This is a genomic window from Klebsiella sp. GG_Kp173 (genome assembly GCF_040062415.1).
Taxonomy (GTDB): domain Bacteria; phylum Pseudomonadota; class Gammaproteobacteria; order Enterobacterales; family Enterobacteriaceae; genus Klebsiella; species Klebsiella quasipneumoniae.
Window position 1 is genome coordinate 1 of the sequence record NZ_JBEAFZ010000002.1, and the last position, 13,190, is coordinate 13,190.

Below are 13,190 nucleotides of genomic sequence, written 5' to 3' on the forward strand. Positions count from 1 at the left end.
GAGCAGTTGACTTTTAATCAATTGGTCGCAGGTTCGAATCCTGCACGACCCACCAATGTAAAAAGGCGCCCTAAAGGCGCCTTTTTGCTATGCGTTGAACTCAACGATTCGAACCTGCGGCAGGTTCGGGTCTCACGTAGTGAGACAACGGAGCCGCTTGCGGCGACGGCCCGAAGGGCGAGGCGAAGCCGAGTCATCCTGCACGACCCACCAATGTAAAAAGGCGCCCTAAAGGCGCCTTTTTGCTATGCGTTGAACTCAACGATTCGAACCTGCGGCAGGTTCGGGTCTCACGTAGTGAGACAACGGAGCCGCTTGCGGCGACGGCCCGAAGGGCGAGGCGAAGCCGAGTCATCCTGCACGACCCACCAATGTAAAAAGGCGCCCTAAAGGCGCCTTTTTGCTATGCGTCATTCTCCACAATCCTACTTCAGCATGACCCCCTGCCGCCGCTTACCGTGACGCCATAAGGCACGAACCGGTAGCCCGGGAAGATGCGTAGCATCGTCCCCGGGGAATAGGTGCTCATGTACAAAATTCATCACGACTTTTTGCTCGTAATCCGCTATCTTGTTTAGCATATAAAACACCATGACCGTGTTAAGGCGCAGACAGGCCATAGTGACGGTCTTAGAGTTAAGCCAGTAAAACGAGATTGCATGATGAGCGTAATGTTTGATCCTGAAACGGCGATTTATCCCTTCCCACCGAAACCGCAGCCGCTGACCGTCGACGAAAAGCAGTTTTATCGCGAAAAAATCAAGCGCCTGCTGCGCGAGCGCGACGCCGTGATGGTGGCGCATTACTACACCGATCCTGAAATTCAACAACTGGCGGAAGAAACCGGCGGCTGTATCGCCGACTCGCTGGAGATGGCGCGCTTTGGCGCCCGCCATTCGGCCTCCACGCTGCTGGTCGCCGGGGTGCGTTTTATGGGGGAAACCGCCAAAATCCTTAGCCCGGAAAAGACCATTCTGATGCCGACCCTGAACGCCGAGTGTTCGCTGGATCTGGGCTGTCCGATTGAGGAATTCAACGCCTTTTGCGACGCCCATCCTGACCGCACGGTGGTGGTCTATGCCAATACGTCCGCCGCGGTGAAGGCTCGCGCCGACTGGGTGGTGACCTCCAGCATCGCCGTAGAACTCATTGACCATCTGGATAGTCTTGGTCAAAAGATCCTCTGGGCGCCGGACCGCCATCTTGGCCGCTACGTTCAGCGTCAGACCGGCGCAGACGTGCTTTGCTGGCAGGGGGCGTGCATCGTGCACGACGAGTTTAAAACTCAGGCGTTGATGCGGATGAAGGCCCTCTATCCTGAAGCTGCTGTACTGGTCCATCCCGAGTCGCCGCAGGCAATCGTCGAGATGGCCGATGCCGTAGGTTCCACCAGCCAGCTGATTGCGGCGGCGAAAAGCCTGCCCCAGCGCCAGCTGATCGTGGCGACCGATCGCGGTATCTTTTATAAAATGCAGCAGGCGGTGCCGGAGAAAACGCTGCTGGAAGCGCCCACCGCTGGTGAAGGGGCGACCTGCCGCAGCTGCGCGCACTGCCCGTGGATGGCGATGAACGGCCTGAAAGCCATTGCCGAGGGGCTCGAGCAGGGCGGCGCTGAGCATGAAATCCACGTCGACGAAGCGCTGCGGACCGGCGCATTAATTCCCCTTAACCGGATGCTGGATTTTGCGGCTACACTACGGGGATAACCTATTGCCGCGTCATCTGGCGCTGAGAGGATAAAATGGATTTTTTTAGCACGCAGAATATTTTAGTACATATACCCATCGGCGCCGGGGGGTACGATCTCTCCTGGATAGAGGCCGTGGGGACCATCGCCGGGCTGCTGTGTATCTGGCTGGCGAGCCTGGAGAAGATCAGCAACTATGCATTCGGTCTGGTCAACGTCACGCTGTTCGCCATCATCTTCTTTCAGATCCAGCTGTACGCCAGCCTGTTGCTGCAGCTGTTCTTCTTTGCCGCTAACGTTTACGGCTGGTATGCCTGGTCGCGGCAAAGCAGCAATCATGAGGCCGAGCTGCAGATCCGCTGGCTACCACGCAGTAAAGCCCTGGGCTGGCTGGCGGCCTGCGTGGTGGCAATTGGCTTGCTGACCCTGTTTATCAATCCGTTTTTTGCCTTCCTGACGCGAATCGCGGTCAGCCTGATGCAAGCGCTTGGTTTGCAGGTCACGATGCCGGAACTGCAGCCGGATGCCTTCCCGTTCTGGGACTCCTGTATGACGGTGCTGTCGGTAGTGGCGATGATCTTAATGACCCGCAAATACGTTGAGAACTGGCTGCTGTGGGTCATCGTCAACGTCATAAGCGTGGTGATTTTTGCCCGTCAGGGCGTCTATGCTATGTCGCTGGAATATCTCTTGCTGACGTTCATTGCGCTGAACGGCAGCCGAATGTGGATAAACAGCGCGCGTGAGCGAGGTTCTCACGCGTTTTCTGGCTAATGATGGTGGTGATGATCGTGCCCGGCGTGCATCGTGTTGAGATGGCACTCCGGGCCGCTGCAGGGCTGGTATTCCATCTGCACCGTGGCATGCTCAATTTCATATTTATGTTCAAGGAAATGCAGGATACGGTTGAGTAACGCATCATGATCGTGCGGCGGGACAACCTGAACATGGAGCGTCATCACCGGTTTTTCCCCCACCAGCCAGACGTGGACGTGGTGAACATCGCGCACCTCCGGGATAGAGCGGCGGATATCCCGCTGCAGGGCCGCCACATCCAGCGAACGCGGTGCGCCTTCCAGCAGCTCATTCAGACTCTCCTTCAGCAGCCGCCATGCGCTACGTAGCACCAGGCAGGAAACCAGCACGGAAAGGATCGGGTCGACAGGCGTCCAGCCGGTGGTGAGGATCACCACGGCGGCCACAATCGCGCCAACCGAACCCAGCAGATCGCCGAGCACGTGTAGCGCCGCGGCGCGCACGTTGAGATTCCGCTCTTCGCTGCCACGATGCAGGATCCAGAAAGCCAGCACGTTGGCCAGCAGGCCAGCGACCGCAATCACCATCATCGTCACCCCGGCGACCGGCTGCGGATGCTGGAAGCGCTGAATGGCCTCCCAGACAATCAGCATGGTGATCACCACCAGAGCAATGGCATTGAGAAACGCCGCCAGGGTGGTCAAACGCAGCCAGCCAAAAGTATGGCGGGCGTTCGGGGGACGGCTGGCGAAGCGAACCGCCAGCAGCGCAAACAGCAGGGCGGCGGAGTCGGTGAGCATATGGCCGGCATCCGCCAGCAGGGCCAGCGAGCCGGAGATCGCGCCGCCGATGGCTTCTATCAGCATAAAACCGGCGGTGACGATGAACGCCCAAAGCAGCCGGCGGGCGTTGCCGTTATCCGGAGCCTGGGCAGGGGAGTGCGAATGCGAGTGCGCCATGGTGTCGTCCCTTGATAGTTATCATTATCACGCTATGACAGCATAAACAGAGAACGATAACAAACAGAGAAAAGGCGAGCCCAGCTCGCCTTTTCTCTGTTTGCACTCACCGCATCAATTACTGGGTTGTACCGTCGGTTTTGCTGTTGTCATGGTTCATGCTGTCGCCGTTGTCCAGTTTCTTACCGGTATCCGGACAGCGGCCGTCTTTACACATCGAGTTTTTATGTACCTCATCGCTCGACATATTGTCCTGGCTCATCGTCGAGCCGTCAGGATGAAGCATGGTGCCGCCAGAGCCAGAGTTAATTTGGCTATTATCCACGTTATTCGGCGCCACGTTTTCACGGGCATCCGGCGCCACCTGGCCGGCATCAGCGGAAGAGTTGGCCTGGCCATTGTTGGACTGGGCGCCGGTGTCTGCCGCCAGGGCCGCGCCGCTGGCAAGACTTAAGGTGGCGGTGAGCAAAAGGGTCGTCAGTTTTTTCATATTCATCGGATACTCCTGTTGGGTCGGGAAGCGGTAAAAAACGCCTCCAGCGGTAAGTGTGCCAGGGATCTGACTCGCTATGGTTTAAGACTCCGCAGACGATCGCAGTGTCACTATATAATCCTGAAACGTAAGACTTAATTAGCTTTAACAGTTAAATATTGTAGTTCATGAGCCTGCTTTCGCTACTTTATGGCGTATTTTTGCCTATTTCCAGGATTATTCCATCACTACTGTAAAATCACGTTTACACTATTTCAGCGAAGAGATAGATTGGAGGGATTGCATTTCATTGAATAAGTATGGCAACGCTGGAAAGAAGATGAATTATCAGAACGACGATTTACGCATTAAAGAGATCAACGAATTATTACCTCCCGTTGCGCTCCTGGAAAAATTCCCTGCTACCGAAAATGCTGCAAACACCGTTGCACATGCTCGCAAAGCGATCCACCAGATCCTCAAAGGCGATGATGACCGCCTGCTGGTGGTGATTGGGCCTTGTTCTATTCACGACCCGGCGGCGGCGAAAGAGTACGCTTCCCGTCTGCTGACCCTGCGCGAGGCGTTGAAGGGCGAGCTCGAGATCGTCATGCGCGTCTATTTTGAGAAACCGCGCACCACCGTCGGCTGGAAAGGGCTTATCAACGATCCCCATATGGATAACAGCTTCCGCATCAACGACGGGTTGCGCATTGCGCGCAAACTGCTGCTGGACATTAACGACAGCGGTCTGCCGGCGGCGGGGGAATTCCTCGATATGATCACCCCGCAGTATGTCGCCGATCTGATGAGCTGGGGCGCCATTGGGGCGCGTACCACCGAATCTCAGGTTCACCGCGAGCTCGCCTCGGGGCTCTCCTGCCCGGTGGGCTTTAAGAATGGTACCGATGGCACCATCAAGGTGGCTATCGACGCGATTAACGCCGCCGGCGCGCCGCACTGTTTCCTGTCGGTCACCAAGTGGGGCCACTCCGCCATCGTGAATACCAGCGGCAACGGGGACTGCCATATTATTCTGCGCGGCGGCAAAGAGCCGAACTACAGCGCGAAGCACGTGGCGGAAGTGAAAATCGGCCTGGCGAAAGCGGGTCTTCCGGCCCAGGTGATGATCGACTTCAGCCATGCCAACTCCAGCAAGCAGTTCAAGAAGCAGATGGAAGTGGGCGCCGACGTATGCCAGCAGATTGCCGGCGGCGAGCGCGCCATTATGGGCGTGATGATTGAAAGCCATCTGGTGGAAGGCAACCAGAGCCTCGAGAGCGGTGAACCGCTGACCTACGGCAAGAGCGTCACCGACGCCTGCATCGGCTGGGAGGATACCGACACGATCCTGCGTCAGCTGGCGGAAGCAGTGAAAACCCGCCGCGGCTAAGCTACTCTGCGTTAGCGCAGGTCATAAAAAAAGCGTGGAGATTTCCACGCTTTTTTGTTTTGACCGGGGAAATTACTTCGCTTTACCCTGGTTGGCGACGGCAGCCGCTTTCGCCGCGATCTCTTCCGCATTGCCCAGATAGTAATGTTTGATCGGCTTGAAGTTTTCATCGAACTCATACACCAGCGGTACGCCGGTCGGGATGTTCAGTTCGAGGATCTCGTCTTCGCCCATGTTGTCGAGGTATTTCACCAGCGCGCGCAGGGAGTTACCGTGAGCGGCGATGATCACGCGCTCACCGCTTTTCAGGCGCGGCAGAATGGTTTCGTTCCAGTAAGGCACGACGCGGTCGATGGTCAGCGCCAGGCTTTCAGTGGTCGGCAGTTCGGCGTCGGTCAGTTTTGCATAGCGCGGATCGTGGCCCGGGTAGCGCTCGTCGTCTTTGGTCAGCTCCGGCGGAGTGACAGCGAAGCCGCGACGCCACTGTTTAACCTGCTCGTCACCGTATTTCTCAGCGGTTTCCGCTTTGTTCAGGCCCTGCAGCGCGCCGTAATGACGCTCGTTCAGCTTCCAGGATTTCTCAACCGGCAGCCAGGCCTGATCCAGTTCGTCCAGCACGTTCCACAGGGTGTGGATGGCACGTTTCAGCACGGAGGTATAAGCAAAATCAAAGCTGAAGCCTTCAGCCTTCAGCAGTTTACCTGCCGCTTTCGCTTCGCTAACGCCTTTCTCGGACAGATCAACGTCGTACCAACCGGTGAAGCGGTTTTCGTTGTTCCACTGGCTTTCGCCATGACGAACCAGTACCAGCTTAGTTACAGCCATTCTCTTACTCCTCTCTACACGCCATCCCTCGCGCCGCGAACGGTGCGCTGAATATGTTGGTGTATGTGTTATTGATTGATAACTATTCTCATTATATTGCCGTGATTTGGCTCACGGCAATGCTTATCCCTAACCATAGCGAAAATAGTGGCTCAGTGTAAGGTGCTTGTAAAACACAGGTTATTTTTTTGCCCTTTGGTGACGGAAAATAGAGCAGGTTGCTGAAAAAAGAGGCGCCAGAGAGGAGGGCGGGGACGAAAAGCAGCGCCCCCGGCGGAGGGCGCTGGCGATTATCGGGCGATAAACTGATATTCCGTCAGGCTGACGTACTCCTGGCCCGGACGTAACACACAGTCCGGCTGCGGCCATTCCGGATGATTCGGCGAATCCGGGAGGAATTCGCTTTCCAGCGCCAGCCCCTGCCAGTCGGCGTAGGGCTCTGTCGTCTGCGACGGGGTGCCGCCGAGATAGTTGCCGGAGTAAAACTGCAGCGCCGGAGCGGAGGTATAGACCGTCATCTGCAGCTTACCGTCCTGCGACCAGACCTGCGCCGCAGGCTGGCTGGCGTCGCCTCCGGCGTCCAGCAGGAAGGCATGATCGTATCCCTTCACCTTTTGCTGATCGGCGTCGGCGAGGAAGTCGGCGGCGATGGTTTTCGGCTGGCGGAAATCAAAGCTGGTGTTAGCAACATCTTTGAGTTCACCACCCGGGATACCGTCGCTTTCCACCGGCAGATACCTCTGGGCGAGGATCTGCAGCTGGTGCTGGCGCACGTCGCGCTGTTCACCGTCGAGGTTGAAATAGACGTGATTGGTCATGTTCACCGGGCAGGGTTTATCCACGGTGGCGCGATAGGTAATCGCGATGCGGTTATCGTCGGTCAGACGATAGTGCGCGGTAGCCTGCAGCGTGCCGGGAAAGCCTTGATCGCCATCTGGCGAGGTCAGGGCGAAGAGCACTTCCTGCTCGTCGGCGCGGACGATGCGCCAGCGACGTTTATCAAACCCTTCGGGGCCGCCGTGGAGCTGGTGGCCCGCGTCGTTTGAAGGCGTAACGTTGACGAGCTGGCCGTCAAGCGGGAAGCGGCTATTGCCGATGCGGTTGGCGTAGCGGCCTACCGAGGCGCCAAGAAACGCGGCCTGGCGGGTATAGTCTTCCAGCCTGGCGCAGCCCAGCAGCGGGCGGCGCAGGTTGCCATCGGCCAGCGGCACCTCGGCGCTGAGCAGCGTCGCGCCCCAGTCCGCCACGGTGACGGTCATCCCCGCCTTATTGCGCAGGGTTACCTGCTGCCATGGCTGGCCGTCCGGCGCCAGCGCGGTGGTTTGCGTTACCATTGGCCAGCCCCCTGTGACGGTTTGCAGACATAGAATGTCTCTTTAATACCGGTTTTCGCTTCATACGTTTTAGCAACGGCCTGCTGAACGGTATCGACCAGATCTTCCGGGACCAGCGCTACCACGCAGCCGCCAAAGCCGCCGCCGGTCATGCGTACGCCGCCTTTATCACCGATCGCGGCCTTAACGATCTCCACCAGAGTGTCGATCTGCGGGACGGTAATCTCGAAATCATCGCGCATCGAGGCATGGGATTCGGCCATCAGCTCACCCATCCGCTTCAGGTCGCCTTTTTCGAGGGCGCTGGCGGCTTCCACGGTGCGGGCATTCTCCGTCAGCACATGGCGTACCCGCTTCGCGACCACCGGATCCAGCTCATGGGCGACGGCGTTGAATTGCTCAAGGGTGACATCGCGCAGAGCGGGCTGCTGGAAGAAGCGCGCGCCGGTCTCGCACTGTTCACGACGGGTGTTGTACTCGCTGCCGACGAGGGTGCGCTTAAAGTTGCTGTTGATGATCACCACCGCCACGCCTTTCGGCATCGAGACGGCTTTGGTGCCCAGAGAACGGCAGTCGATCAGCAGCGCATGGTCTTTTTTGCCCAGCGCCGAAATCAGCTGATCCATGATGCCGCAGTTGCAGCCGACGAACTGGTTTTCCGCTTCCTGGCCGTTGAGGGCGATTTGCGCGCCATCCAGCGGCAGATGATAGAGCTGCTGGAACACAGTGCCGACGGCGACTTCCAGCGAGGCTGAGGAGCTTAACCCCGCGCCCTGCGGCACATTGCCGCTGATCACCAGATCCGCGCCGCCGAAGTGGCTGTTCCGCTGCTGCAGATGCTTCACCACGCCGCGGACATAGTTCGACCACTGCTGGGTGTCGTGGCTGATAATCGGCGCGTCGAGAGAGAATTCATCGCTCTGATTGTCGTAATCGGCGGCAATCACCCGCACGGTACGATCGTCGCGCGGCGCACAGCTGATCACCGTCTGGTAGTCGATAGCGCAGGGCAGCACAAAGCCGTCGTTGTAATCGGTATGCTCGCCGATCAGGTTGACGCGGCCTGGCGCCTGAATGACATGGCTGGCCGGGTAACCGAAGGCCTCAGCAAACAGGGTTTGGGTTTTCTCTTTCAGACTCATCATTACACTCCGGATTCACGAAAATGGACGTCGCTGACGGCGCGCAGTCGTTCGGCAGCTTGCTCGGCGGTCAGATCGCGCTGGGTTTCGGCCAGCATTTCGTAGCCAACCATAAACTTGCGGACCGTCGCGGATCGCAGCAGCGGCGGATAAAAGTGGGCGTGGAGCTGCCAGTGGTTATGGTTTTCATCGTTAAACGGCGCGCCGTGCCAGCCCATGGAGTAGGGGAATGAGCACTGGAACAGGTTGTCGTAACGGCTGGTCAGCTTTTTCAACGCCAGCGCCAGATCGCTGCGCTGGGCGTCGGTTAAATCGGTAATACGCTGCACGGGCGCTTTCGGCAGCAGCAGCGTTTCAAACGGCCACGCGGCCCAGTAGGGCACGACCGCCAGCCAGTGCTCGGTGTCGACCACGGTGCGGCTGCCGTCGGCCAGTTCGCGCCGGGCATAGTCCAGCAGCATTGGCTGGCCCTGGCTGGCGTAATATTCTTTCTGCAGACGGTCTTCCCGTTCCGCTTCATTGGGCAGGAAGCTGTTGGCCCACACCTGACCGTGCGGGTGCGGGTTGGAGCAGCCCATCGCTGCCCCTTTATTTTCAAAGACCTGTACCCACGGATAGCTTTTTCCAAGGTCCGCGGTCTGTTCCTGCCACGCTTTAACCACGCCTTCCAGCGCTTCAAGGCTCAGCTCCGGCAGCGTTTTGCTGTGGTCTGGCGAGAAGCAGATCACCCGACTGGTGCCGCGCGCGCTCTGGCAGCGCATCAGCGGATCGTCACTCTCCGGGGCGTCCGGGGTGTCGGTCATCAGGGCCGCAAAGTCGTTGGTAAACACGTAGGTACCGGTGTAATTCGGGTTGGTGTCGCCAGTGACCCGGGTGTTGCCCGGGCACAGGAAACAGTCCGGATCGTGGGCCGGCAAGGTCTGTTTTGCCGGCGTTTCCTGCGCCCCCTGCCAGGGGCGCTTGGCGCGATGCGGAGAAACCAGAATCCACTGCCCGGTTAACGGGTTATAACGACGATGCGGATGGTCAACGGGGTTAAATACGCTCATGAAGGTTCCTTAGTCTGGATAACCCTGCGGATGGCGGGACTGCCAGTGCCAGGTGTCCTGCGCCATTTCGTCCAGGTTGCGCGTCACGCGCCAGTTCAGCTCGCGGTCGGCCTTGGCGGCATCCGCCCAGTAGGCCGGGAGGTCGCCATCGCGGCGCGGCGCGAAATGGTAGTTAATCGGTTTGCCGCAGGCCTTGCTGAAAGCATTGACCACGTCGAGCACGCTGCTGCCGACGCCGGCGCCAAGGTTGTAGATATGGACCCCGGCTTTGTCAGCCAGTTTTTCCATGGCCGCGACGTGACCGTCAGCGAGGTCCATCACGTGGATATAATCGCGCACGCCGGTGCCATCTTCGGTCGGGTAGTCGTTACCAAACACGGCCAGCGATTCACGACGGCCAACGGCGACCTGGGCGATGTAGGGCATCAGGTTATTCGGGATCCCCTGCGGGTCTTCACCCATGTCGCCCGACGGGTGGGCGCCGACCGGGTTGAAGTAGCGCAGCAGGGCAATGCTCCACTCCGGCTGGGCTTTCTGCAGGTCGGTCAGGATCTGCTCCACCATCAGTTTGCTTTTGCCGTAAGGGCTTTGCGGGGTGCCGGTCGGGAAGCTTTCGACATACGGGATTTTCGGCTGGTCGCCGTAGACGGTGGCGGAGGAGCTAAAGATGAAGTTCTTCACGCCCGCGGCGCGCATGGCGGAGACTAATTTCAGTGTGCCGGTGACGTTATTGTCGTAATATTCCAGCGGTTTGGCGACGGACTCCCCGACGGCCTTCAGCCCGGCGAAGTGGATCACCGCTTCAATGGCGTGGTCGTGGAGGATCTCGGTCATCAGCGCTTCATTACGAATATCGCCTTCAATAAAGGTGGCTTTTTTGCCGCCGAGACGCTCAATCACCGGCAGTACGCTGCGCTTGCTGTTGCAGAGATTGTCGAGGATCACCACCTCATGCCCCTGCAGCAGCAGTTGAACGCAGGTATGACTTCCAATGTAACCGCTACCACCTGTAACCAGAACTTTCATGATTCGCTCCATTCGGCTTATCGTGTATGAGGAAGATAGCATATCAAAGAAGTGAAAAGTGTGACACAGAACAAGTTAGTGGAATCGTTTACACTTGAGGGTGAAACGACATCATTTAATTTATTTTGTTTTATATACAATTGGTTATATGAGGTTGGCGCTATTTTTCTGAAAAATACCAGGGATCTTTCGATCCCCGGCAGGAGGCGTCAGGCCACGGGGCCGAGCTGATAAGTGTAACCGTCTCCACTGGGAACGAATGCCAGGCGATGGGTAATACAGTCCGGGGCATCTTCCGCATGGTGCGAGACAAACAGCAGCTGCGTGGCGCCTTCGCCAATCAGGACGTCGACAAAGCGGCGTACCAGCTGGCGATTGAGGGGATCCAGCCCCTGCAGAGGTTCATCGAGGATCAGCAGGGTTGGATGCTTGACCAGCGCGCGAACGATAAGCGCCAGCCGCTGCTGGCCCCACGACAGGCTGTGAAACGGCGCGTCGGCGGTGCGCTTATCGATGCCGAGAATATCCAGCCATTGCTGCACCAGCTTATGCTGTTTATCGGACACCGCCTGATAAATGCCGATCGAGTCAAAATAGCCCGACAGAATAACGTTGCGGACGTTGGTGCTGACCCGGTAGTCCAGATGCAGGCTGCTGCTGACGTAGCCGATATGCTTTTTAATATCCCAGATGGTCTCGCCGCTGCCGCGGCGGCGGCCAAAGATGGTGAGATTGTTGCTGTAGCCCTGCGGATGATCGCCGGTGATAAGGCTCAGCAGCGTGGATTTACCGGCGCCGTTGGGGCCGACGATCTGCCAGTGTTCGCCCGGGCTCACGGTCCATGAGAGATGGTTGATGACCGGACGATCGTTGTAGGAGACCACGCCGTCATTGAGCACGATACGCGGCGCCGAGTCTGCCAGCGCATGACGGGCTGGTGGTACATCTGGCTCAGGCAAGGTGATGCCGTCCAGTTTTTCACTGTGCGCCAGCTGAGCGACCAGCGCCTGCTGCAGAAGAGCGCGCTTCTCGCCGGTCTCGCTGAGGAGGCAATCAGCCAGCACGCCGGCGTATTGCACAAACTCCGGGATCTCATCGAAGCGGTTGAGCACCAGCACCAGGGTGAGGCCGGCGCGATGCAGGTCGGCCAGCAGCGCGGCCAACTGCTGGCGGGAGTTGACGTCGAGGCCGTCGAAAGGCTCGTCGAGGATCAGCAGTTGCGGATCGCTCATCAGGGCCTGGCACAGCAGGGTCTTACGCGTTTCGCCAGTGGACAGATACTTAAAGCGGCGGTCCAACAGGGCGCTGATGGCAAACTGTTCGGCAAGCTGCGCGCAGCGGGCAGGATCTTTCACCTCGTCCTGAATAATCTCCGCAGTGGTGCGGCCGGTATCTTCTTCTCCGGGGCTGAGCAGGTCGGTGTTATTGCGCTGCCACTCGTCGCTGACCAGCTTCTGCAGCTGTTCGAAGGAGAGGCGTGTTACTCGGGAGAAGTGGCTTTCGCGCTGACCGCTGAGCAGGGTCAGGTCGCCGGCCAGGGCTCGCGCGAGGGCGGATTTGCCGCTGCCGTTGCTGCCGACGAACGCCCAGCTTTCACCCGCCGCCACGCTCAGGTGGTCTATTTTTAAGGTTTTTGTATCGCTCAGGCGAAACGTGCCTTGCGAAATTTGCAATGATGACATGATGTATCCCATTTTTTGCAGCGATGTGCATCAGGGATACGACTTCAGGCGCGCAATGTCAATGGGGTCAGCATAACGTAGCGAGAATGATGCGATCGGCGTTGAAGTAAGCGATCGCCTCCGTCCCTTCCGTCAGGCCAGACGTCTGCGCCTGTGGCAGAGTGGCGCACAGGGTCTGACCGTCGGCCAGCGTCATCAGCACTTCGCACTGCCCGGAGCCGCATTCGATATGGCTGATACGACCCGACAGCTGGTTTTCGGCCTGGCGGGCCACCGCCGGGTCGAGGGTGATGCCGACCCAGGGCGCTTTCAACAGAACCAGCACCTCCTGGCCCTCATCGAGCCCCAGCTTTTCAGCGCTCTGGGCGGTAATGGCGACGTTCAGGCGGGTCTGACCGTCGGCCAGCAGCACCTCAACGTGCTGCTGCACCTGCTGGCGATCGCGGCCGGTAATGGTGCCGAACCACTGGTTGCGGGCGCTGGTCTGCAGGGAAAAGCGCGAGATGGCCGCCAACAGGCTGTCCAGTGGCAGGGCGTCGTCATCGCTGAGGACATCAAACGCTTTCTGCTGGATCTGCGCCAGCAGATCGTACAGTTGGATCAGACGCTGCCCGTAGCGGGTCAGCACCGCGCCGCCGCCGCCTTTGCCGCCGGTGGCGCGATCCACCAGCGGCTGTTCGCTGAGCTGGTTCATCTCGTTGATGGCATCCCACGCGCTTTTATAGCTGATGCCCGCGTGCTTCGCCCCCTGGCTTATCGAGCCGGTCTGGTCAATCTGTTTGAGCAGGGCGATCCGCCGGGGGTCGGCAAACAGGCGCTGCTGTAGCTTAAGGGTGAGAAGAATTTCAGCCTGCATAATCGTTTC

The 13,190-nt window shown here is 58.7% G+C and carries 12 protein-coding genes, 2 other RNA genes and 1 pseudogene; 5 read left to right on the plus strand and 10 right to left on the minus strand.

The features are described 5' to 3' along the window. The first annotated feature begins 91 nt into the window (after window positions 1-91). Window positions 92-213, plus strand: a non-coding RNA gene (locus tag ABLU50_RS01915) — RtT sRNA. Window positions 214-249: 36 nt separating this feature from the next. Continuing rightward, window positions 250-371, plus strand: a non-coding RNA gene (locus tag ABLU50_RS01920) — RtT sRNA. A 59-nt stretch (window positions 372-430) separates the two neighbouring features. Here the strand turns inward: ABLU50_RS01920 and ABLU50_RS01925 are convergent. Then, window positions 431-593, minus strand: a pseudogene (locus ABLU50_RS01925) (hypothetical protein). 69 nt (window positions 594-662) lie between these two features. Here ABLU50_RS01925 and nadA point away from each other — a divergent pair. Then, on the plus strand, window positions 663-1,706 hold the full coding sequence (gene nadA, locus ABLU50_RS01930; RefSeq protein ID WP_004886008.1) for a quinolinate synthase NadA: 1,044 nt from the start codon (window positions 663-665) through the stop codon (window positions 1,704-1,706). Between the two features lie 35 nt (window positions 1,707-1,741). Continuing rightward, window positions 1,742-2,461, plus strand: a complete 720-nt coding sequence (gene pnuC / locus ABLU50_RS01935) for a nicotinamide riboside transporter PnuC (protein WP_004151689.1) — start codon at window positions 1,742-1,744, stop codon at window positions 2,459-2,461. On the opposite strand, the gene zitB is transcribed toward pnuC, so the two are convergent. Then, the gene (zitB, locus tag ABLU50_RS01940) at window positions 2,458-3,402 is read right to left on the minus strand and encodes a CDF family zinc transporter ZitB (protein ID WP_004886012.1); all 945 of its coding nucleotides are present in this window, start codon (window positions 3,400-3,402) and stop codon (window positions 2,458-2,460) included. The genes pnuC and zitB overlap by 4 nt on opposite strands. 118 nt (window positions 3,403-3,520) lie before the next feature. Further along, entirely contained in the window at window positions 3,521-3,898 is a 378-nt protein-coding gene (locus tag ABLU50_RS01945) for a YbgS-like family protein (protein ID WP_017899606.1), read from the minus strand. Between the two features lie 316 nt (window positions 3,899-4,214). Between ABLU50_RS01945 and aroG the strand changes: the two genes are divergently transcribed. After that, complete coding sequence (gene aroG, locus ABLU50_RS01950) at window positions 4,215-5,267, plus strand: 3-deoxy-7-phosphoheptulonate synthase AroG (protein WP_057214035.1); 1,053 nt, start codon at window positions 4,215-4,217, stop codon at window positions 5,265-5,267. 72 nt (window positions 5,268-5,339) lie between these two features. Here the strand turns inward: aroG and gpmA are convergent, their stop codons facing one another. From gpmA to modE, 7 genes are all read right to left on the minus strand, one after another. Then, window positions 5,340-6,092: a 2,3-diphosphoglycerate-dependent phosphoglycerate mutase gene (gene gpmA, locus ABLU50_RS01955; RefSeq protein WP_002895089.1), complete on the minus strand. Its 753-nt coding sequence runs from the start codon at window positions 6,090-6,092 to the stop codon at window positions 5,340-5,342. Window positions 6,093-6,382: 290 nt separating this feature from the next. Continuing rightward, a complete protein-coding gene (gene galM, locus ABLU50_RS01960; protein ID WP_049114953.1) occupies window positions 6,383-7,426 on the minus strand; it encodes a galactose-1-epimerase in 1,044 nt (347 codons plus the stop codon). After that, a complete protein-coding gene (gene galK, locus ABLU50_RS01965) occupies window positions 7,420-8,568 on the minus strand; it encodes a galactokinase (protein ID WP_087832404.1) in 1,149 nt (382 codons plus the stop codon). Before galK ends, galM begins: the two co-directional genes overlap by 7 nt. Window positions 8,569-8,570: 2 nt before the next feature. Continuing rightward, window positions 8,571-9,617: a galactose-1-phosphate uridylyltransferase gene (galT, locus tag ABLU50_RS01970; RefSeq protein WP_004886023.1), complete on the minus strand. Its 1,047-nt coding sequence runs from the start codon at window positions 9,615-9,617 to the stop codon at window positions 8,571-8,573. 9 nt (window positions 9,618-9,626) lie between these two features. Beyond that, on the minus strand, window positions 9,627-10,643 hold the full coding sequence (gene galE, locus ABLU50_RS01975; protein ID WP_017899610.1) for a UDP-glucose 4-epimerase GalE: 1,017 nt from the start codon (window positions 10,641-10,643) through the stop codon (window positions 9,627-9,629). A 209-nt stretch (window positions 10,644-10,852) separates the two neighbouring features. After that, on the minus strand, window positions 10,853-12,325 hold the full coding sequence (modF, locus tag ABLU50_RS01980; RefSeq protein ID WP_087832403.1) for a molybdate ABC transporter ATP-binding protein ModF: 1,473 nt from the start codon (window positions 12,323-12,325) through the stop codon (window positions 10,853-10,855). Window positions 12,326-12,392: 67 nt separating this feature from the next. Beyond that, entirely contained in the window at window positions 12,393-13,181 is a 789-nt protein-coding gene (modE, locus tag ABLU50_RS01985; RefSeq protein WP_004886029.1) for a molybdenum-dependent transcriptional regulator, read from the minus strand. Window positions 13,182-13,190 lie beyond the last annotated feature (9 nt).

What these genes read in the sequence shown, in the direction of transcription:
- nadA (WP_004886008.1), top strand. Translation starts at nt 663, where the DNA reads ATGAGCGTAATGTTTGATCCTGAAACGGCGATTTATCCCTTCCCACCG.
- pnuC (WP_004151689.1), top strand. Translation starts at nt 1,742, where the DNA reads ATGGATTTTTTTAGCACGCAGAATATTTTAGTACATATACCCATCGGC.
- zitB (WP_004886012.1), bottom strand. Translation starts at nt 3,402, where the DNA reads ATGGCGCACTCGCATTCGCACTCCCCTGCCCAGGCTCCGGATAACGGC.
- ABLU50_RS01945 (WP_017899606.1), bottom strand. Translation starts at nt 3,898, where the DNA reads ATGAATATGAAAAAACTGACGACCCTTTTGCTCACCGCCACCTTAAGT.
- aroG (WP_057214035.1), top strand. Translation starts at nt 4,215, where the DNA reads ATGAATTATCAGAACGACGATTTACGCATTAAAGAGATCAACGAATTA.
- gpmA (WP_002895089.1), bottom strand. Translation starts at nt 6,092, where the DNA reads ATGGCTGTAACTAAGCTGGTACTGGTTCGTCATGGCGAAAGCCAGTGG.
- galM (WP_049114953.1), bottom strand. Translation starts at nt 7,426, where the DNA reads ATGGTAACGCAAACCACCGCGCTGGCGCCGGACGGCCAGCCATGGCAG.
- galK (WP_087832404.1), bottom strand. Translation starts at nt 8,568, where the DNA reads ATGAGTCTGAAAGAGAAAACCCAAACCCTGTTTGCTGAGGCCTTCGGT.
- galT (WP_004886023.1), bottom strand. Translation starts at nt 9,617, where the DNA reads ATGAGCGTATTTAACCCCGTTGACCATCCGCATCGTCGTTATAACCCG.
- galE (WP_017899610.1), bottom strand. Translation starts at nt 10,643, where the DNA reads ATGAAAGTTCTGGTTACAGGTGGTAGCGGTTACATTGGAAGTCATACC.
- modF (WP_087832403.1), bottom strand. Translation starts at nt 12,325, where the DNA reads ATGTCATCATTGCAAATTTCGCAAGGCACGTTTCGCCTGAGCGATACA.
- modE (WP_004886029.1), bottom strand. Translation starts at nt 13,181, where the DNA reads ATGCAGGCTGAAATTCTTCTCACCCTTAAGCTACAGCAGCGCCTGTTT.